Source organism: Streptomyces sp. NPDC056628 (assembly GCF_042792555.1).
In the GTDB taxonomy this organism is placed as follows: domain Bacteria; phylum Actinomycetota; class Actinomycetes; order Streptomycetales; family Streptomycetaceae; genus Streptomyces.
This window is the reverse complement of sequence record NZ_JBHTWG010000009.1, coordinates 182,219-202,807: the sequence shown is the minus strand read 5'-3', so window position 1 is coordinate 202,807 and position 20,589 is coordinate 182,219. Positions and strand designations below refer to the sequence as shown.

Sequence of the window (20,589 nt, the reverse complement as noted above, 5' to 3'; positions counted from 1 at the left end):
GGGTCCGGCCCGCCCCCCCGAGGGCCGGACCGCCGTCGTGCCCGGGTGGATCACCCGCGATCACCCGCGTCCGTGGACGGGTGGCGCCGCGTCAGTTGCCGACGGCGTTGCCGACGATCTCGCCGAGGCCCTGGCCGCGTCCGTGGCCCCGGCCGTTCCCGGCGTTCTGACCGGCACCGGCCTGGTCACCGGCACCTGCCTGGTCGCCGGCACCTGCCTCCTGGCCAGCGCCCGCCTGGTCGCCGGCACCTGCCTGGTCGCCGGCGCCCGCGCCCTGGCCGGCCCCGGCGTCGTCACCGGCGCCCGCGCCGCCCGCCGCACCGCCGCCGCCGAGGGTCGCGCCGACCGCCGCGAGAGCGGTCGTCACCGGCTGGAAGAACGTCTCGCCGCCGACGGTGCAGTCGCCGCTTCCGCCGGAGGTCAGGCCGATCGCCAGTCCGTCCTGCGTGAACAGGGAGCCGCCGCTGTCGCCGGGCTCGGCGCACACGTTGGTCTGGATGAGCCCGGTGACCGTGCCCTCCGGGTAGTTCACGGTGGCGTCCAGACCGGTGACCTGACCGTCGTTCAGGCCGGTCGTGCTGCCCATGCGGAAGACCTGGAGGCCGACCGTGGCGTCCGCGGCCTGGCTGATCGCGAGGGTCTGCTGGCCGAGGTTGACCTCGCTGGGCGCCTGGGTGGCCGGGTCGTCGTACTTCACCAGTGCGAAGTCGCCGTCACCGGGGAACGTGGCCTGGTCGACGGTGGCGATCGGCTGCCCGCCCTGGGCGTCGGACCACTGCGCGGCCGCGACACCGCAGTGACCGGCCGTCAGGAAGGCCGGGGTGCCGTCGCCCGCGGTGACGTTGAAGCCGGCGGAGCAGCGCGCGCCGCCCGCGAAGATGGCGTCGCCGCCGGAGAGGAAGGTCTTGAAGGTGCCGGCCGACTTCTTGACGGTGGCCATGCCGGGGCCGAGTTGCTCGACGGTGGACTCCAGCCGGTCCCACTTCTTGCCGGTGACCGAGCTGTCGGCGGTGACGACGATCTTGTTGGTTCTGGGGTCGACGGCCCACGCCGTGCCGGGGATGGTCGCCTCGGACTTCAGGGTCTGCGCGCCCGACTTGAGTTCGGTCAGGCTGTTCGCGACCTCACGGACCTTGGCGCCGGCCTTCTTCGCCTGGACGACCACGTCGTTGTCGTCGCCGGCGACGACGTTCACGACGAGCTGCTTGCTGCCGGCGTCGTAGTACGAGCCGGCGAAGCTCTCGCCGAGCAGGCCCGCGAGCCGCGAGGCGAGATCCGAGGCGTCCGCCGCCTTCAGGGTCTTGGGGGCGGATGCGGCGTCCGGGGCGGCGTCCTGGGACGCGTTGGCGTTCGGCAAGAGGATCGCCGCCGCTCCGAGCGCCGCCACGCCGCCCGCCGCTATCGCGGCCTTGCGCTTCGGCATTCGCTTGTGACTCAACTTCTCGACCTCCTGGGGGACGGGGTCTGCTGCCGCCGTTCGTCCGACGGCTGTTTCTCGGGCGCCTGGTTGGCAGTGGGTACGCACGGAGCGGGCGGAGTGTTCAACTCCGTTCGCAGAAGCGTCGTTCGGGGGAGCGGAAGCGGTCACGCGCCGGGCGCGGAAGGCGTCCGGGCCGTCGGGAGACGGGCACGACCCGGTCAAACACCGTGCGCAGTCGGTCGATCGCGGTCAGTGGCGGATCACGAGCGGAATCCTGGCTTCAGCGAATCTGCACATTCAATACTCAACCAAGTCACCGGGCACCGGGGTTCTGCACAGACCGCCACGGCCGCTCACCCCCTTGGGACCGGAGTGTCGCATTCGCCGAGCCGCCCGCCGCCGCGTCCCCGGCCCGCGCAACAGCTCGTGCGGGCCGATGCTGTGACGCATGTGAAGAAGTCGCCGACAAGACGTGCCCGACTCTGCACCGATTCCCACCCGGGGCCCTCAAGTTCCCTGCGGAGGCATTCGTTTGATTGGAAGCCCGCACCCGCACCGTGCTTTGATCCATCGCACCGCGGGGGCCGCCGACGGCTTTCCCGGAAACGGGCGTCCGGCGCCTGCGGTCGCGGCCGTCATCTGTCCCCCAGAGGGGGCCGCTCCCTCTTGCGAAATACCCATTAGGAAGGGAAGTTCCACCATGAACTCCACCCCCCAGGTTGCGACCGTCGAGATCTCCGACGCCGAGCTCGACAACGTCTCCGGCGGCCTGCAGGTCAACGCCGTGAACGGTGCCCTCGACGCCGTCAACGGCATCGCCCCGGTCTCCGGCCTGCTCAACACGGTCGTCGGCACCGTGGAGGGTGTCACCGGCCTGAACACCGCCCCGGTCACGAACCTGGTCGCCGGTCTCTGATCGCGCCTTTCGTACCACCGAGTCCCGGAGCCGGCACCCGGCTCCGGGACTCTTGGGTGCCAGAAAACAGGAAATCCCCTGAATACAGGCGGGAACGAAACACCGTGAAGGGAATTCGGCCCCGCCCCGCAGCACGACCGGCATTCGTGTGCCGGTCTCCACTCATCCGCAGGTGAGGGAAATTCCGTGCAGTTCCGCCAACAGGCCCTCGCCAAGCTCCAGTCACCGGAGGAGCTCGACCTGCCGGTGCGTTTCGCCCGCCCGCAGGGCTGGCTCGTGCTCGGTGTGACGCTGGCCGTGATGGCCGCCGCGTCCGTGTGGGCGGTGACCGGCTCGGTCGCCTCCACCGTCACCGCGCCCGCGATCCTCACCCACGGCCAGGGCAGTTACATCCTCCAGAGCCCGGTCTCCGGACAGGTGACCGCCGTCGTCGCCGAACAGGGCGAGCGGCTCCCGGCCGACGCACCCGTCCTGAAGGTCCGCACCGCGCGCGGCGAGACCGTCGTGCGCACGGTCGCCCCGGGCCGGGTCACCGCGCTCGCCGCGACCATCGGGCAGATCGTCCGGACCGGCGCGGACGTCGCCGCCGTCGAGAAGGTCGCCCGCAGCCGGGACCCGCTCTACGCCACGGTGTACGTCCCCGCCGAGAACGCCGCCGCCATCCCCGAGCACGCCGCGGTGGACCTCACCGTGCAGTCGGTGCCGACCCAGGAGTACGGCGTGCTGCGCGGCCACGTGAAGTCCGTGGACCGCTCGGTGCAGTCGCCGCAGCAGATCGCCGCGTTCCTCGGCGACACCCAGCTCGGCGAGCAGTTCACCGAGGACGGCAGGCCGGTCGCCGTCCTCGTCCGGCTGGACCGCGAGAAGGGCACCAAGAGCGGCTACGCGTGGTCGTCCGCGGACGGGCCGCCGTTCCCCCTCACCTCCATGACCCTGGCCGAGGCGTCCGTCCGGCTCGCCGACCAGCGTCCTGTCGACTGGCTGCTGCCATGAGCACCGCACAGCAGACGCGGAGCAGACGCCGCGCCGCTCCCCCGAAGCGTCCCGTGCCCAAGGGCCGGGCCAAGACCGTCCGCACCCCCACCGTGCTCCAGATGGAGGCCGTCGAGTGCGGCGCCGCCTCCCTGGCGATGGTGCTCGGCCACTACGGCCGGCACGTCCCGCTGGAGGAGCTGCGCATCGCGTGCGGCGTCTCCCGGGACGGCTCACGTGCCAGCAACCTGCTGAAGGCGGCCCGCAGTTACGGCCTGACCGCCAAGGGCATGCAGATGGACACGGCCGCCCTCGCCGAGGTGAAGGCACCGGCCATCCTGTTCTGGGAGTTCAACCACTACGTCGTCTTCGACGGCATGGGCCGCCGCTTCGGACGCCGGGGCGTGTACGTCAACGACCCGGCCAAGGGCCGCCGTTTCGTGCCCATGGAGGACTTCGACGGCAGCTTCACCGGGGTCGTCCTGGTCATGGAGCCCGGCGAGGGCTTCAGCAGGGGCGGACGCCGCCCGGGGGTGCTCGGCGCGATGCCGGCCCGGCTGCGCGGCACCGCCGGCACCATGCCCGCGGCCGTCCTCGCGAGCCTGCTGCTGGTGGCGGTCGGCGCGGCGGTGCCCGCGCTGAGCCGCACCTATATCGACATGTTCCTGATCGGCGGCCAGACGTCCCTGCTGGGCACGCTGTTCGCGTCGATGGGGACCTGTGTCGCGCTGACCGTGGTGCTGACCTGGCTCCAGCAGGCGAACCTCCTGCGCGGCCGGATCATCTCCTCGACCCTGTCCAGCGCCCGCTTCCTGCGCCATCTGCTGCGGCTGCCGGTGACGTTCTTCTCCCAGCGCAGCCCCGCCGACCTGGTGCAGCGGCTCCAGTCGAACGACGCGGTCGCCGAGACGCTGGCCCGTGACCTCGCCGCGGCCGGTGTGGACGCGGTCGTCGTCGTCCTCTACGCGGTCCTGCTCTACACGTACGACCCGCAGCTGACGTTCGTCGGCATCGGCGTCGCCCTGCTGAACATCGTCGCCATGCGGGTCGTGATCCGGCTGCGGGCGACCCGTACGGCGAAGCTGCGCGCGGACAGCGCCCGGCTGACCAACACCGCCTACACGGGTCTGCAGCTGATCGAGACGATGAAGGCGACCGGCGGCGAGGACGGCTACTTCCGCAAGTGGGCCGGGCAGCACGCCACCACGCTGGAGGAGCAGCAGCGCCTCGGGGTGCCGAGCGCCTGGCTCGGCGTGGTCGCCCCCACCCTCGCCACGCTCAACAGCGCCCTGATCCTGTGGATCGGCGGCATGCGCGCGGTCGAGGGGGGCATCTCCGTCGGTCTGCTGGTCGCCTTCCAGGCCCTGGTGACCCGGTTCACCGCGCCGATCACCCGGCTCAACGGCGTCGCGGGCCGGATCCAGGACTTCGCGGCGGACGTGGCCCGGCTGAAGGACGTGGAGAACTTCGAGGCGGACCCGCTCTACGGCCGCCCCGGCACCGGCGAGTCCACGCGCCGGCTGCACGGGCACGTCGAGCTGCAGAACATCACCTTCGGCTACAGCCCGCTGGACAAGCCGCTGCTGACCGGCTTCGACCTGACCGTGGGGCCCGGCCGGCAGGTGGCGCTGGTCGGCGGCTCGGGCAGCGGCAAGTCGACCGTGTCCCGCCTCATCTCGGGTCTGTACGTCCCGTGGGAGGGCGTCATCCGCATCGACGGCCGGCGGATCGAGGACATCCCGCGCGGGGCGCTCGCCGCGTCCGTCTCCTTCGTCGACCAGGACGTGTTCCTGTTCGAGGGGACCATCCGCGACAACGTGGCCCTGTGGGACCCGTCCGTCCCGGACGAGGCGGTGGAGGAGGCGCTGCGCGACGCGGCCCTGTACGACGTGGTGATGCGGCGCCCGGGCGGCATCCGCAGCCGGGTCGAGCAGGACGGCCGGAACTTCTCCGGCGGGCAGCGTCAACGGCTGGAGATCGCGCGGGCGCTGGTGCGCCGCCCCAGCATCCTCGTCCTGGACGAGGTGACCAGCGCGCTGGACGCCGAGACCGAGCTGGTCGTGATGGACAACCTGCGCCGGCGCGGCTGCGCCTGTGTGGTGATCGCGCACCGGCTCAGCACGGTGCGCGACAGCGACGAGATCGTCGTGCTCCAGCACGGCACGATCGTCGAACGCGGACGGCACGAGGAGCTGGTGGCGCTCGGCGGCGCCTACGCGGCCCTGGTCAGGGAGCGGTGAGATGACGACCGTGAACGAGGGGGACCTCGTCCTCGACGCGCTCGGGCAGCTGGGCTCGGCCCTCGACTGCTCCGGCTTCAACCGCCTGGACCTGGAGGGGCCACAGGTGCTGTGGCTGGTGGCGTCCGGCGCGGTGGACCTGTTCGCGGTGGACGCCGGGGAGCAGGGCCACTGGCACCACCTGGGCCGCCTGGAGGCGGGGTCGCTGCTGCTGGGCCCGGTCGCGGGACCGCAGCACACGCTGGTGGCCAGGCCGCTGCGGGACTGCGTGGTGCACCGCATCGGGCTGCGCGAGCTGTACCAGCCCGCGCCCACCCAGACCTGGTCGTACGACGAGTACGGCAACCCGCAGTACGTCCCGCCGCAGACGAGCCCCCTGGAGTACGCCCTCGCGCTCGGCGTCGGCCGCAGCCTGTCCATCCTGTTCCAGGCACCGATGGCCACCGAGCGGGCGGCCGAGGTGACCGACGACGACGTGTTCTGGATGCAGGTGCCGCCGGGCAGCGTGCAGTACGGCTCGCTGTACGGCGCGGAGGCCGCCGCCGACCTGCTGATCGACCCGGCGCTCTGGCAGTCCATGGTGGACCAGCAGTACCGCCTGCTGACCACGCTGGACCGGTGGATCGAGCAGTTGGAGCGCACCCACGAGACCCGTACGGCCGCCGGCATCAAGGCCGGTGAGGCGGTGCGCGAGAACGCCGACCGGACCCTGCTGGCGTCCATCGGCAAACGCAGCGGCAAGCGCACGACGGCCGCCGACGCGGACGCCGGGTACGCGGCCTGCAGGATCGTCGCCGAGGCCGCCGGGTTCACCCTGGCCGACGCGGCGCACAGCGGCACCGAGAGCGACCGGCTCGACCCGGTGGAACGCGTGGCCCTCGCCTCCCGGGTACGGACCCGCTCCGTCCGTCTGGAGGGACGGTGGTGGCGGGACGACATCGGCCCGCTCGTCGGGCACCGGGCGCTGTCCGGTGCGCCGGTCGCGCTGCTGTGGCGGCGCGGCGGGTATGTCGCCGTGCATCCGGCGACCGGGCGGGAGACGCCGGTCGAGAAGGCCAACGCGGAGGAGTTCGAGCCGCGCGCGGTGATGTTCTACCGGCCGCTGCCCGACCGTCCGCTGAGCCCGCTGCGCCTGCTGCGGTTCAGCATGCGGGGCACCGGCGGCGACCTGGTCCGGCTGCTGCTCGGCGGGCTGGTGACGGTGGCGATCGGCGCGCTGGTGCCGGTGGCGACCGGCAAGGTGCTCGGCGAGTTCGTGCCGAAGGCACAGACCGGGCTGATCGTGCAGGCGTGCCTGGCCGTGATGATCAGCGGGGTGGTGGCGGCGGCGTTCATGCTGCTGCAGAACCTGACGATCCTTCGGCTGGAGGGCCGGATCGAGGCGACGCTGCAGCCCGCCCTGTGGGACCGGCTGCTGCGGCTGCCCACCCGGTTCTTCACCGAGCGCTCCACGGGCGAGCTGGCCGGCCAGGCCATGGGGATCAGCGCGATCCGCCGGCTGCTGGCCGGAGTCGGCCCGGTCGTGGCCCAGTCGCTGACGGTGGGCGCGATGAACCTGGCGCTGCTGTTCTGGTACAGCGTGCCGATGGCCCTGGCCGCGATCGGCATGCTCGTGGTGATCGCCGCCGTGTTCCTCGGCCTCGGGCTGTGGCAGGTGCGCTGGCAGCGCCGGATCGTGGTGCTGGGCAACAAGCTGAACAACCAGGCGTTCCAGACGCTGCGCGGACTGCCGAAGCTGCGGGTCGCGGCGGCGGAGAACTACGCCTACGCGGCCTGGGCGGAGGAGTTCGCGCGCAGCAGGGAGCTCCAGCAGCGGGTGGGCCGGATCAAGAACCTGACGGCGGTGCTGGGCGCGGTGTACCTGCCGCTGTGCACTCTGCTGATGTTCATGCTGCTGGCCGGCCCGGCGCGCGGGTCGATGTCGGCGGCGGCGTTCCTCACCTTCAGCACCTCGGTGACGATGTTGCTGACCTCGGTGACCCAGCTGACCGGCGCGTTCGTCTCGGCGGTGTCGGCGCTGCCGCTGTTCCAGGAGATCGAGCCGGTGCTGCGGGCCACGCCGGAGGTGCGGGCGGGCAGCACCCGGCCGGGGGTGCTGACCGGGGCGATCGAGGCACGCCGGCTGTCCTTCCGGTACTCCGACGACGGCCCGCTGGTCCTGGACGACGTGTCGTTCGAGATCCGGCCGGGCGAGTTCGTCGCGGTGGTCGGCCCCAGCGGCTGCGGCAAGTCGACGCTGCTGAGGCTGCTGATCGGCTTCGACAAGCCGGTGTCGGGCAGCGTCCTGTACGACGGGCAGGACCTGGCGGCCCTCGACCAGTCGGCGGTGCGCCGCCAGTGCGGGGTGGTGCTCCAGCACGCCCAGCCGTTCACCGGGTCCGTCCTCGACGTCATCTGCGGCACCGAGCCGTACACGCCGGAGGAGGCGATGGCGGCTGCCGAGATGGCGGGGCTCGCGGAGGACATCAGGCGGATGCCGATGGGACTGCACACCATCGTCTCGGGCAGCGGTGCCGTCTCCGGCGGCCAGCGCCAACGGCTGATGATCGCGCAGGCGCTGATCCGGCGGCCGCGCATCCTGTTCTTCGACGAGGCGACCAGCGCCCTCGACAACGAGACGCAGCGCACGGTCATCGAGTCCACGCGGGCCCTGAACGCCACCCGCGTGGTCATCGCGCACCGCCTGTCCACGGTGCTGGACGCCGACCGGGTCATCGTGATGGAGGACGGCAAGGTCGCCCAGCAGGGACCGCCGGCCGAGCTCCTCGCGGACACGGGCGGAAGGCTGCACGAGCTGGTGCGGCGCCAGCTGGCCTGAGCGGCGGCCCGGGTGGCGGGGAATCGCCGCCCGGGCCTTTGGCGATCGGCGTATGGGGGTACTTGCCGAGCCATGCGTATCAGCGTCGTGGATGTGGGATCGAAGACGGTCCGCCTGGTGGTGTCCGACGCCCAGGACGGCGCGCCGCTGCCCGTGCACACCGAGAAGTGGCGGCTGCGGCTGTCCGAGCAGGTCAGGCCGGGCGATCCGATCCCCGGGGAGGCGGTGGAGCGGCTGGTCCACGCCGTCGCCGCCGCGAGCCGCACCGCGACGAAGTGGGGGGCGGCGGCGCCCCTGGCCTTCGCGACGGCGGTGGTGCGCTCCGCGCCCAACCGGGCGGAGGTGCTGCGCACCGTGCGGGTGCGGACCGGGGTGGGGCTGTGCACGCTGCCCGGTGAGCTGGAGGCCGAGCTGACGTTCCTCGCGGCGCGGCGCTGGATGGGCTGGCGCTCGGGTCCGCTCGCCCTGCTGGACATCGGCGGCGGGTCGCTGGAGGTGGCGTTCGGCCGTGGCCGGCTGCCGGACTTCGTGGCCTCGCTGCCGCTGGGCGCGGGCCGGCTGACCCACGAGTTCCTCGCCGCCGGCGAGGGCCTTCCCGATCCGAGCCGGTTGCGGGACCTGCGCCGCTCGGTACGCCATCAGCTGCGCGACGTCGCCGCCCGGATTCGCTGGGAGGGTCCGCGGACGGCCGCCGCCGCCTCGCGTACGTTCCAGCAACTGGGCCGGTTGTGCGGGGCGCCGCCGGGCCGGCACGGCCCGTTCGTCGAGCGGCGGCTGGCGCGCGAGGATCTGCGGGAGGCGGTGCGCCGGATGTCGGCGCTGACCGCCGCCGAGCGGGTCCAGCTGCCGGGGATCTCCGCGCCTCGGTCCGAGCAGAGCCTGGCCGGCGCGGTGATCGCGCACACCGCGATGAAGCTGACCGGGCTGGAGTCGGTGACCATCTGCCCGTGGGCGATCCGTGAGGGGATCATGCTGCGCCACATCGAGGACGGCCCCGGATGGTGGACGGAGGTCACCGACCACGGCGAGAAGCCCGAGGCGGACCGGCTCGCGCCGCTGCGCATCGCCGCCGCGTCCGCGACCAGTTGACCGGACGTCAGGAGAAGCAGTGCGCGTCCCGGGGCGACAGACCGGCACCGACCGCCCCGGAGGAGGTCACACGATCTGGGTGCCGGTCGGGCGGCCCCACTCCGCCCGGCCGGCACCCATGCGAGGTGGCACCGAACCCCTCGGCCGTGCTCGCACTCCCCATCCGCGAGCCCGGACCGCACTGCACGGGGTCCGTGGTGCCCCCCCGGTCTCAGAACGCGAAGAGGCTGGTCCCGTAGGAGCCCTTCACGCACTCGTTGGTGAACGTGCGCTCATAGGAGACGCGTCGGCCCTGCCACACCCCGTCCACGGTGACGACGACGGGATCGTACTGCTTGGTGCACATCACCCCTTCGGTCGCACTCAGGGCGTCGAAGTCGCCGTTCAGGCCCCGTAGTTCGGCACAGGCCGCCGCGGGGGCGGGATGGGTGCCGGAGGGCGTCGGGGCGCAGCTCAGGGTGACCGCACGTGCCGGGGAGGCGAGGGCGGCTGTGTCGCCGTGAGCGAGGGTCAGCACCAGCGCCGACGGGGCGTAGAGCGAGGCGGGGGCGGCGTCGGGGGCGGCCAGGGCGGATCCCGTGAGGGGTCCGCAGACGGCGGTGGCCGTCAGAGCGAGGGTCGCTGCCCAGCGCGCGGTGTTCCGCATTGTGTGCATCCTTCCGCTTGGTTCGGGGGTGTTGCCGGCTCCGGCGCGATCGGTGCCGGAACGACGAGCGGGAGTCTGCCGAGTCTGCCGCCGAAACTCACATCGACACCACGGGTTTCAGTAACCTTGCGTATTGAATCAGTGGCGCGAAGTAACGGACTTCGAACGCTCCAATGCCGGAACGTGGCCATTCCTGATCGCTCGAAGTCGCCCGATGGCTGATTCCTATGGGCTCATTAATAGGCCTGAAACATTCCGGTTGGGGGCCTCCGGTGGAAGCCCGGGCGGGGTCCGTCCGGGCCACTCGTCCCCGCACACCGGTGTACGCCCCCCGGTCCCCACCCGGCCTACCGGTCGGTATGGTCTGCGTACAGCGCGGTCTCAGGGACGAGAGGCGGGTCGTAGGCATGGGCAGGCACTGGGCCGACTTCCAGTACGAGATCTATCTGAACGGCATGTCGGGCACCGTGCCCCGGCTCCCCACGGATCTGACCCGGCTGGAGGAGCTGACCGAACGGCGCCTCGGCCCCGGCCCCGTGGGCTACGTGGCGGGCAGCGCCGGCACCGGCAGCACCGCCCGCGCCAACCGGGCGGCCCTGGACCGCCGCCGGATCGTCCCGCGCATGCTCCGGGACGTGCACGAGCGGGACCTGTCCGTGGAGGTGCTGGGCCGCGCCCTGCCCGCCCCGGTGGCGCTGGCGCCGATCGGCGTGCTGTCGATCATGCATCCGGACGCCGAGAGCGCGGCCGCCCGCGCCGCCGCAGCGCAAGGAGTGCCGTTCATCCTGTCGTCCGCGTCCAGCACCCCGCTGGAGCAGGTGGCGGAGGCGATGGGCGACGCCGAGCGCTGGTTCCAGCTGTACTGGCCGAAGGACCCGGAAGTGGCGCGCAGCTTCCTGACCCGAGCGAAGGCGGCCGGGTACACCGCGCTCGTCGTCACCCTGGACACCCCGATGCTCGCCTGGCGGCCCCGCGACCTCGACCAGGCGTACCTGCCGTTCCTGCACGGCGTCGGCACCGCCAACTACTTCTCCGACCCCGCCTTCCAGGCCGGTCTGGCCAAGCCCGTCCACGAGGATCCGAACGCCGCCGTCATGCACTTCGTCGGCATGTTCTCCGACCCGGCCAAGACCTGGCCGGACCTCGTGTTCCTGCGGGACAACTGGGACGGCCCGATCGTCCTCAAGGGCGTCCTGCACCCGGACGACGCCCGGGCCGCCGCCGACGCCGGGATGGACGGGGTGATCGTCTCCAACCACGGCGGGCGCCAGGTGGCCGGTTCCCTCGGCGCGGCGGACGCCCTGCCCGGCGTCGTCGAGGCGGTCGGTGACCGTCTGACGGTGCTGTTCGACAGCGGCGTCCGCACCGGCGACGACATCTTCAAGGCCCTCGCCCTCGGGGCGCGGGCGGTCCTCGTCGGACGGCCGTACGCCTACGGGCTCGGACTCGACGGACAGGCGGGCGTCGAGCACGTCATCCGCTGCCTGCTCGCCGAACTCGACCTCACCCTCGCCCTGTCCGGGCACGCGGGTCCCGGCACCGTCGGCCCCGGCGACCTCGTGGAGGCGACCGCGTGAGCGCCGCCCGCCAGGTGCTCGCCGTCGTCCCGCCGCACGTCGGCGGCCGGGGCGTCGGCGCCGGTCTGGCCGCGCTCCTGCCCGGCGACGCGCACGTCACCGTCGTCGAGGCGGCCGACGAGGACCCGGCCGCGCTGCGCCGCGCCCATGTCGTCATCACCGCGCTGGCCCCGGTCACCGCCGCGCACCTCGCCGCGGCACCGGAGCTGGCACTGGTGCAGTGCGCGAGCCACGGCTTCGACTACGTCGACGTGCCGGCGGCCCGGGAGCGCGGGGTCCGGGTGTGCACGATCGGCTCCAGCGGCGCCGAGGCGCAGAACGTCGCCGAGCAGACCTTCGCCCTGATGCTGGCCCTGGCCAAGCAGGTGATCGCCGGGCACCTCGCGCTCGTCGAGGGCGAGTGGGCCCTCCCCCGCCTGCAGGGCTCGCTCACCGAACTGTCGGGCAAGACCCTCGGCATCGTGGGACTCGGCCAGATCGGACGTCAGGTCGCCCGGCGCGCCGCCGCGTTCGACATGCCGGTCGTCTACGCCGGACGCCGGCGGGCGGCACCCGAGGCGGAGGCCGAGGCGGGCGGCGCCCGCCATGTGCCGCTCGACGAGCTGTGCCGGGTCTCCGACTACGTCTCACTGCACGCCCCGCTCACCGAGGAGACCCGGCGGCTGCTGGACGCCCGGCGCCTCGCGCTGCTGAAACCGTCGGCGTTCGTGGTCAACACGGCGCGGGGCGGACTGATCGACCAGGACGCCCTCGCGGACGCCCTGGAGAAGGGCGCCCTGGCCGGGGCGGGCATCGACGTCTTCGACCCCGAACCGCCCACCCCGGCCCTGCGGTTGCTCCGCGCGCCGAACGTGGTGCTCTCCCCGCACGTCGGCGGGGTCACCCGCGAGACCATGGTCCGCATCGCCCTCGCGGCCGTACGCAACGTGGCCGACTTCCTCGCGGGCGGCACCCCACGGGACGTGGTCGGCGGGACCGCCTGAACGGGTCGGAACGGGGCGGGCGTCGCAGACGGCGTGCCGGCCCTCCCCCTCACGGGAAGGACCGGCACCCCGCGTCCCGTCCGGGCGGCTACGCGCTCCACTCCCCCGGCCGGCCGGCCCGCGCCACCGGGAGCCCGACCACCGCGCTGGACAGCGCGTCCGGGGTCGCGGATGTCGGCGGGTCCGTCAGCCAGCGCTGCGCGTCCGAGCGGTCGCGCACCTTGACGACGATGTCGGCTCCCGGGTCGGGGGCGGCCGCGGCCAGCGCGAGCCGTTCGTCCCAGCGGGGCAGCACCTCGCCCCGGACCGTGAGGTCGTAGCGCACGTCCTCGGCGCGCCCGGAGCCCGAGGGGGCGCACCTGCCGAGGATCACCACACCGGCGTCCGCGCGGGAGTCCAGGCACAGATCGGGATCGGCCGCGCTGCGCAGCCGTCCGTCCCCGTCGTACGACCATTTCTGGCCGATGTCGTCGGAGCAGGCGGCGAGTTCGGTCCCGGCGCCCGGACCGGGCTCGCCCTGGACGCCGAGGCACAGGCCGGCGGCGGCATTCCGCAACCGGGTGCGCGACGGCACGGCCGGGAGGTGGGTGGTGCCGGGCGGTGCGGAGGAGACGGCGGGCGGGAGCCGGGGGCCGGGGCCGCCGGCGGTCGCGGAGGCGGCCGGGTCGACTCCGTCGTCGTCCGTCAGCCGTCCGGCGACGAGCACCAGGGCGATCAGTCCGGCGGAGGCGACGCCCACCCCTGTCAGCAGCGTCCATGCGGGGCGGGGCGGACCGGCCACCCGGCGGACCTGTGCGGGCACGCGCGGGAACAGCCTGCGGCGGGCCGCGCCGTGCCGGGCGCCGCCGCGGGTGCCGGACGGGGTCCGGCCGGGACGCGTCTCGAGATAGCGGCGTGAACCCCAGCCGAGGACGGACTCGGCGATGAGAACACCCAGCCCGCCTTCGAAATGGCTCAGTTGTTCGGCTGCGTTGCGGCAGTAGCGGCACTGCGCCAGATGCGCCTCCACATCCGGCAGCAGGGCGCCGCCCCGGCGAATGGGGACGTCGAGCAGGCGGTTGTAGAAGCGGCAATCCTTGGTGGGCGCGAGTTCCCGATGGGCATGTACACAACCTTCACGGAATTTGTCTCGCGCCTGTTCGAGGGCGGCCCTCGCCGTCACGGGATCGAGGCCGAGCAGTCCGGCGGGGACATTCAGCGGCTCCGCCTCGACCTCGGTATGCCAGAGCAAGCATCGGGCGACTCCGGGAAGCGCCTGGAATGACCGATCGGCGAGCCGCCGATTTTCCGGCGTCAGGGACTTGGCGGTTCGCATACCGCGCCCACCGGAGGGTTTGCCCAGTTCCGGCACCGTCCCCGCTATCCGTTCGTCCCCGGACCACTGCCGGACCGTGTCCCGGACCGCGACGAGCAGCCGCGGACGCAGCGCGGCCGCGGGCTCGCCCAGCGCCAGGCGGTCGAGCACCTGATGGAAGGCGGCGGCGGTGACCCTGTGGGAGGCGGCGCCCGCGGGGGCCGCCAGACAGATCACCGCGTAGGCGTGGACCGGCTCCCAGTGCCGCGCCATGAGCAGGGCGACGGAGGGCGCCGCCTCGCTGTCGGTGCGGCCCCGCAGCCGGGCGGCGAGTCCTTCGTCGGACTCCTCGGGAAGAGCGCCCGGGGGCGGATAGGGAGGGCGAGGGGGGTGGGGGGTGGGCACTGAACGGATTCCTTCCCGCACGCAGGACACAGAAGTTCCGATCGCCGAAAAGGAGCGAGCGACATGCCGTGGACCTCTCCGGCGGGACCGAGGGGGCGGAAATTCCGCGACGTCCGTCCGCACCGATTCCCCCGCGGAACGCTTGAGCCCCGGCCTATTCCACTCCCACGCGCCATTCACCCTCGCACAGCGCACTCAGGCCCAACAAGGCACTTGGGCAACATCAGTACCGATTGAAATAAAGTCAGAATCGGCACCGGCACACCATGGGAAAACGCGTGTCGTCAGGGTCAGATCTGCCAGGACCGCAGCCGGTCGGCCGCCCCGTACACATCGGTCTTGCCGGAGATCAGATCGCGGGCGAGGTCGACCAGCGCGCCGTAGGGCGGGTCGATGCCGACGCCGCTGACGAACATGTAGGCCACGGCGGAGGCGCAGGCGAAACGGGCGTTGGCCGAGGGCAGCGGCTTGAGCAGGGCGAGGGTGTGCAGCAGTGCGGCGGCGCGCCAGGCCGGGTCGGAGTCGACGCCGAGCCGGGGCGGGTCGACCCGGTGCCGGGCGACGGCGGCGACCAGCGCCGAGAAGTCGTTGACGGTGGGCTGGTCCGGCAGGACCTCTTCATGTCGCTGGAGCAGCCAGGGCACATCGATGTGAATGACGGATGCCATCGGTCAGGCGGCCCGTCCCTCGCCGCCGGCCGGCGGCTCGTCGTCGGGAAAGGCGGCGGCGAACTCCTCGGCGTGCGAGGAGAAGAACCTGCGGAACGCCTCGGCGCCCTCCTGCAGCGCGCGGTGCCGGGCTATGTCGGCCGCCGCGGCCTCCCGTACGAGCGCCTTCATCGAGGTGCCGCGTTCCTTGGCGATCTGCCGCAGGTCCTCTAGCTCACGATCGCTGAACTCCACGTTGAGAGCTGGCATGCCCTTACGGTACCGCTCGGGTACTCGGAGGTAAATCCCCCCAGGTCACACGTGGTACAGGCCGGTACCGGCCGGGTCACGCGGCCGAGCGGGTCCAGCCGCCGACGGTCAAAGGGCGCGCGGGCCGGGCGTCCGAGCCGAGGCGCGGCTCCGGGCAGGCGGGACCTCGTGGGAAGGGCCTAGGCTGGGGCGCGAGTGACACGCCTGTTCACCGTGAGTGTGCACGTGGGAGCTGCGAGCATGAGCCCGGATCACCCGGTCGACGAGGCTTCGACGGCCCGGGCCGTCATCGACGCCGACGGCCTTCTCGTCCAGTGGAACGCCGGGGCGGAACGCCTCCTGGGCCACTCGGCGGCCGAGGTCGTGGGGCGCCCGGCGGCGGACCTGCTGGCCGACCCGGGCGCGGACGGGGCCGTCGCGCCGGACGGCGACCGCTGGGACGGCGTCGTCACGCTGCGCCGCCACGACGGCGGCACCCTCCCCGTGTGGCTGCTCGCCCACCGGGAGAAGCCTCCGCGGCAGGGACCCGACCGGTGGCTGGTCGTCACCCCGCTGGACCCGGAGGGCACCCCCGCGCACGACGATCCGCTGGACGACGTCCCCCTCCTCGACTCCCCCTGCGCCATGGCGATCTACGACGAGCGGCTGCGGGTGCGCGGCATCAACGCGGAGATGGCGCAGGTGCTCGACCTGCCTGCGGAGAACGTGCGCGGTCTGCGCGCCTGCGAGATGACCGGCACGGAGCACGGCCACGACGTGGAGGTCCGGCTGCGCCAGGTGCTCACCACGGGCCGCGGCACGGCCGTACGGACGAAAGTGGCGGTCGGCGGGGACCGCACGCTCAGCTGGCTGGCCCGGATGGCGCCGATCCGGGACGCCGGGGGCCACGTGCGGGGCGTGTCGGTCGCCGCGCACGACTTCACCGAGCAGTACCGGGCGCAGGAGCGGCTCCAACTGGTGAACGAGGCCAGCGTGCGCATCGGCACCACCCTCGACGTGGCGACCACGGCCCAGGAGCTGGCGGACATCTGTGTGCCGGCGCTCGCCGACTTCGTCAGTGTCGACCTGCTGGACCCGGCCGAGCACGGCGAGCCGCCCGTGGGCCGGCCGGTCACACCGATCGGGCTGCGGCGGACCGCGTACCGGATCACCGACACGGACGGCGACGCCGTGGTCGTGGTCAAGCCGGGGCAGCTGGACCTGTACCCGGCCGCCTCCCCGCAGGCCGACGCGCTGCTCGCGGGCCACACCATCGTCGCCTCGGCCGCGACCGGCGACCTGGACCAGTGGCTGTCCTGGGACCCGCAGCGCGCCGCCCGGATCAAGGAGCACAGCATCCACACCGCGATGTCCGTGCCGATCCGGGCCCGCGGCACGACGCTCGGCGTCGCGGTGCTCTCGCGGTTCGCCAACCCCCACGCGTTCACCCCGGACGACGTGCTGCTGGCGGAGGAGGTGACCGCGCGTGCCGCCGTCTGCATCGACAACGCCCGCCGCTACTCCCGCGAACGCGAGACCGCGCTGGCCCTCCAGCGCAGCCTGCTGCCGCGCACCCTGCCGCGCACCGCCGCGCTCGAGGCGGCCTCCCGCTACCTCCCGGCGGCGCGCTCGGGTGTGGGCGGCGACTGGTTCGACGTGATCCCGCTGTCCGGGATGCGGGTCGCGATGGTCGTCGGCGACGTCGTGGGCCACGGCATCCAGGCGTCGGCGACGATGGGCCGTCTACGCACGGCCGTGCGCACGCTCGCCGACATCGACCTCGCGCCCGACGAGCTCCTGACCCACCTCGACGACCTCGTCGTGCGCCTGTCGGAGGAGGCCGGCACCGACGGTGTCTCCGGCGAGGTGGGCGCCACCTGCCTGTACGCCGTGTACGACCCGGTCTCACGGCGCTGCACGCTGGCCCGCGCCGGGCATCCCCCGCCCGTGACGGTCGCGCCCGGCGAGGGGCCCGTGGAGATCGTCCTGCCCGCGGGACCCCCGCTGGGCCTGGGCGGGCTGCCGTTCGAGTCGGCCGAGATCGAGCTGCGCGACGGCACCGTCCTCGCCCTGTACACCGACGGGCTCATCGAGTCGCGCGAGCGGGACCTCGACGCCAGCCACGCTCTGCTGTGCCAGTCGCTCGCGGCGTCGTCCGGCTCCCTCGACGAGACCTGCGACCGCGTCCTGCACTCCCTGCTCCCGGCGGGCGGAGCCGCCGACGACGTGGCCCTGCTGCTGGCGCGCACCCAGGGGCTGCCGGCCTCCTGGGTGGCGACCTGGGACATTCCGGCGGACCCGGCGCTCGTGGCACCGATCCGCAAGCAGGTCGTGGAGCAGATCGAGCTGTGGAAGCTGTCCGAGGCCGCGTTCACCGCCGAACTGGTGGTGAGCGAACTGGTCACCAACGCCATCCGTTACGGCACACCCCCGATACGGCTCCGGCTCATCCATGACGCCACGACGCTGATCTGCGAGGTGTCCGACACCAGCCAGACCGCCCCGCACCTGCGCCGTGCGAAGACGTACGACGAGGGCGGCCGCGGGCTGCTGCTGGTCGCTCAGCTCACCCAGCGCTGGGGCAGCCGGCACACCGCCGACGGCAAGACCATCTGGGCCGAGATCGGGTTGCTCGGCAAGGAGTGAGAACACGCGCGGAACCATGACTACGCCCCGGGAAACCGGGGATGCCTCACAGACATGGGAGCAATGGGACGCGCACCGAATTCCCCCTTCTCGACCCGAGGCCGCCCAGGGCGCCGCGCCGCTCTCCCGGTGACCGCCGCCGCGCTGCTGTGCGTGCTCGCCGCCTGCGGGGACGGCACCGGCGCCTCGGACACCGGGCCGACGCGCACGCCGGCCGTCAGCGGCGGGGCGACGACCGCACCGGGCACGGACGACGGCACGGGCCCCGCGACGACGGCGGCCACCACCGGGCCCGGCACCCCGGACACGGAGAGCCCGGTGACCCAGTCGGGCGGCGCCGCGCCCCGCTGCCACACTTCCGAACTCCGGGCGCGCCTGGGCCGCCCGAGCCCCGGAGCGGGGCAGCGCAACTTCCCGATCGTGCTGACCAACCGGGCCGATCGCACCTGTACCGTGCGCGGCTACCCCGGCGCCGCCTTCGTGGACGCCTCCGGCCGGCAGCTCGGCCCGGACCCCCGGCGCTCCCCGGACACACCGGCCACGGTCACGCTGGCGCCGGGCGCCGGCGCCTGGGCCGGGCTGACCTTCGCCAGTCCGGAGATCAGCGGGGCCCGCACGGCCGAGCCGAAGGAGCTGCTGGTGACGCCGCCGGACGAACGGGAGCCGCTGCGGATCGCGTGGACGTCGGGCGAGGTGCCGGTGGGCGGCCACGAGTCCACCGTGTTCCTGACGGTGCTCCAGCCGGGCACGGGCGGCTGAGCCGACGGCTCAGCGGTGGCCGCCGCCCCTCGCCTCGCCGGCGCGCGCTGCCGCACCGGGCGCCCGGACGGCCGAGGGCGGCGACGTGCGGGGGGACCCGGCGGTGGGAGGGACCCAGCGGACCGTCTCCAGCGCGGAGGTGGTGCGTGCGGTGTCGACGGCCCAGTGCTGCACGTCGTTGTCGTCGTCGCGGTTCTTGAGCACCAGGGCGCCGGAGCCGTCGGTGGCGGCGGGGCTCAGCGCGAGCTCCTGGTCGAAGCGGGGCACGAGGGTGCCCGGGAGCGTGAAGTCGTAGCGGACGTCGTCGCTCCCCCGACCGGCGGCCTCGCACGGGGCGAGCCGGACCGAGTAGCCGAGGTGGGAGTCGAGGCACAGGCCGGGGTCCGCGGCACTGCGGATCAGCCCGTCGGTCTCGTACGTCCACTGCTGGGCGGAACCGGGGGCACAGGTGGTGAGTTCGGTCTCCGCTCCCACGACGGCCCGGCCGCCCACGACGCCGACGCACAGCCCGGAGCCGATGTTGTGCAGCCGGCCCCGCAGGTCGCCCTTGGCCGCCTCGGCGGCGCCCGCCCAGGACGGGTCGCGGCGGGGGGCGTCCGCCTCGGGTCTCGCCGTGCCGGACGGCCGCCGGTCGTGGGCGGCGGGCACGGCGGTGTCGTCGGAGCCGCCGTCGTCGCCGGCGGCGGACCAGATCACCAGGGGCAGGACGACCAGGGCGCTGACGGTGGCGACGGCCACCGACAGGTTGCGGCGCCGGGCGGCGCGGCGGGCCACCTTCACGGCGACGCGGCTGGAGCAGGCGCGGGTACCGGGGCGGGCGGGCCCGGTGGCCGCGCGGCGCGCACCGGACCAGCGGGCGGCCCGGCGGGCGCCGCGCGGGCCGGGCGCGCCGGTGGGCTGTCCGGTGGCGGCCGCGGCCGCGACGGAGGTGAACGCCGAGGGGTGGGGGCGCGCGGCGGAGGCGGCGGTGTGGGTGTCGGCGAAGAAGGACTCACCGGCGATCGGGCCCCGCGGGGCCGGCGTGGACGTGGGCGGCTGCGCGCCGGGGCTCACGCGGGCGACCAGATAGGCCCGCGCGCCCCAGCCGAGCACGGACTCGGCGAGGGCGATGCCCAGTCCGCCGTTGAAGAGGTCGAGCTGGGCGGCGGTGTCGCCGCAGTGCGCGCAGCGGTTCAGGTGGGCGCGCAGGTCGGGGTCGACGTCGACGCCGCCGCGCCGGTAGGTCACGTCCAGCATCCGCAGGTACTGGCGGCACTCGTGCTCGGGGGCGAGTTCGCGGTGGACCTGGAGCAGTTCCTCGCGCAGCCGGTCGCGGGCCCGCTCCAGCTCCAGGCGCCCGGTGTCCGCGTCCATGCCGAGGAGCGCGGCCGGTACGGACGCCGGTTCGGCCTCGACCTCGGTGTGCCACAGCAGGCAGCGGGCCGCCTGGGGCAGCCGCTCGAAGGCCTCGGAGAGCAGCCGGCGGTTGCCGGGCGGCAGCAGCAGGGCGGCGGCTCCCGCGCCGTCGGGTCCGGAGCGCAGCCCGGGGTGGAGGAGTTCCCGCCGGTGGTCGGCGTCCCATTCCGCGGCGATCCGGCCGACGGTGACGAGGAGTCGGGGGCGCCAGGCGGCGGTCGGGCCGGTCTGCCGCAGGGTCTCGCCGAACAGGCGGGTGAACGCCGCCGTGGTGAGCATGCCCGCGGCGCGGGTGTCGGCGGTGCACAGCCGCGCGTAGGCGAAGCCTGCCTCCCAGTGCCGGTCGAGGAGTTCTCCCACGGGGTGGAGCGCCGGTGCCGCTCCCGTCCACTTCTTGAGTTCGGCGCTCAGTTGAGCGTCGGTCACATCAAAGAGGCGGGCGGCGCCTGGTGAATTCGACAGGCCTGCGTCACGCACGGGGGCATTCCTCCGGAGGGCACTGCGGCTTGATGGGTCCATACCAATGGGTATGC

General features: G+C 73.5%; 15 protein-coding genes. 9 read left to right on the top strand and 6 right to left on the bottom strand.

Going from position 1 to position 20,589, the window contains the following annotated elements; all coding sequences use genetic code 11:
- Positions 1–91 precede the first annotated feature (91 nt).
- Positions 92–1,438 (bottom strand): S1 family peptidase, encoded by a 1,347-nt coding sequence (locus tag ACFRAC_RS15300; protein ID WP_382924368.1) that lies wholly within the window; start codon positions 1,436–1,438, stop codon positions 92–94.
- A gap of 682 nt (positions 1,439–2,120) precedes the next feature.
- Here ACFRAC_RS15300 and ACFRAC_RS15295 point away from each other — a divergent pair.
- From ACFRAC_RS15295 to ACFRAC_RS15275, 5 genes are all read left to right on the top strand, one after another.
- Complete coding sequence (locus ACFRAC_RS15295; RefSeq protein WP_361350871.1) at positions 2,121–2,336, top strand: type A2 lantipeptide; 216 nt, start codon at positions 2,121–2,123, stop codon at positions 2,334–2,336.
- A gap of 186 nt (positions 2,337–2,522) precedes the next feature.
- Positions 2,523–3,329: an HlyD family efflux transporter periplasmic adaptor subunit gene (locus ACFRAC_RS15290; protein WP_382924367.1), complete on the top strand. Its 807-nt coding sequence runs from the start codon at positions 2,523–2,525 to the stop codon at positions 3,327–3,329.
- Entirely contained in the window at positions 3,326–5,548 is a 2,223-nt protein-coding gene (locus ACFRAC_RS15285) for an NHLP family bacteriocin export ABC transporter peptidase/permease/ATPase subunit (protein ID WP_382924366.1), read from the top strand. Before ACFRAC_RS15290 ends, ACFRAC_RS15285 begins: the two co-directional genes overlap by 4 nt.
- 1 nt (position 5,549) lies before the next feature.
- Entirely contained in the window at positions 5,550–8,366 is a 2,817-nt protein-coding gene (locus ACFRAC_RS15280) for an NHLP bacteriocin export ABC transporter permease/ATPase subunit (RefSeq protein ID WP_382924365.1), read from the top strand.
- Positions 8,367–8,438: 72 nt separating this feature from the next.
- Entirely contained in the window at positions 8,439–9,455 is a 1,017-nt protein-coding gene (locus tag ACFRAC_RS15275) for a Ppx/GppA family phosphatase (protein ID WP_382924364.1), read from the top strand.
- A gap of 211 nt (positions 9,456–9,666) precedes the next feature.
- Here the strand turns inward: ACFRAC_RS15275 and ACFRAC_RS15270 are convergent, their stop codons facing one another.
- Positions 9,667–10,101, bottom strand: coding sequence for a protease inhibitor (locus ACFRAC_RS15270; protein ID WP_382924363.1), 435 nt, complete (start codon positions 10,099–10,101; stop codon positions 9,667–9,669).
- Positions 10,102–10,508: 407 nt separating this feature from the next.
- On the opposite strand from ACFRAC_RS15270, the gene ACFRAC_RS15265 reads away from it, so the two are divergent.
- Together ACFRAC_RS15265 and ACFRAC_RS15260 are read left to right on the top strand one after the other, a co-directional pair.
- Entirely contained in the window at positions 10,509–11,678 is a 1,170-nt protein-coding gene (locus ACFRAC_RS15265; protein WP_382924362.1) for a lactate 2-monooxygenase, read from the top strand.
- Positions 11,675–12,661, top strand: a complete 987-nt coding sequence (locus ACFRAC_RS15260) for a 2-hydroxyacid dehydrogenase (RefSeq protein WP_382924361.1) — start codon at positions 11,675–11,677, stop codon at positions 12,659–12,661. Before ACFRAC_RS15265 ends, ACFRAC_RS15260 begins: the two co-directional genes overlap by 4 nt.
- An 88-nt stretch (positions 12,662–12,749) precedes the next feature.
- Here the strand turns inward: ACFRAC_RS15260 and ACFRAC_RS15255 are convergent, their stop codons facing one another.
- The 3 genes from ACFRAC_RS15255 to ACFRAC_RS15245 all read right to left on the bottom strand — a co-directional run bounded on the left by ACFRAC_RS15255 (position 12,750) and on the right by ACFRAC_RS15245 (position 15,277).
- Positions 12,750–14,360, bottom strand: a complete 1,611-nt coding sequence (locus ACFRAC_RS15255; RefSeq protein ID WP_382924360.1) for a ricin-type beta-trefoil lectin domain protein — start codon at positions 14,358–14,360, stop codon at positions 12,750–12,752.
- Between the two features lie 290 nt (positions 14,361–14,650).
- Positions 14,651–15,028, bottom strand: coding sequence for a toxin Doc (locus ACFRAC_RS15250; protein WP_361350854.1), 378 nt, complete (start codon positions 15,026–15,028; stop codon positions 14,651–14,653).
- A gap of 3 nt (positions 15,029–15,031) precedes the next feature.
- On the bottom strand, positions 15,032–15,277 hold the full coding sequence (locus tag ACFRAC_RS15245) for a hypothetical protein (protein WP_344411015.1): 246 nt from the start codon (positions 15,275–15,277) through the stop codon (positions 15,032–15,034).
- Between the two features lie 240 nt (positions 15,278–15,517).
- Between ACFRAC_RS15245 and ACFRAC_RS15240 the strand changes: the two genes are divergently transcribed.
- Together ACFRAC_RS15240 and ACFRAC_RS15235 are read left to right on the top strand one after the other, a co-directional pair.
- Positions 15,518–17,902, top strand: coding sequence for a SpoIIE family protein phosphatase (locus ACFRAC_RS15240; protein ID WP_382924359.1), 2,385 nt, complete (start codon positions 15,518–15,520; stop codon positions 17,900–17,902).
- A gap of 63 nt (positions 17,903–17,965) precedes the next feature.
- Positions 17,966–18,661 carry a DUF4232 domain-containing protein gene (locus tag ACFRAC_RS15235; protein ID WP_382924358.1) on the top strand — a complete coding sequence of 232 codons (696 nt, stop codon included), beginning with the start codon at positions 17,966–17,968 and terminating at the stop codon, positions 18,659–18,661.
- A 9-nt stretch (positions 18,662–18,670) separates the two neighbouring features.
- Here the strand turns inward: ACFRAC_RS15235 and ACFRAC_RS15230 are convergent, their stop codons facing one another.
- On the bottom strand, positions 18,671–20,482 hold the full coding sequence (locus ACFRAC_RS15230; protein ID WP_382924357.1) for a ricin-type beta-trefoil lectin domain protein: 1,812 nt from the start codon (positions 20,480–20,482) through the stop codon (positions 18,671–18,673).
- Positions 20,483–20,589 lie beyond the last annotated feature (107 nt).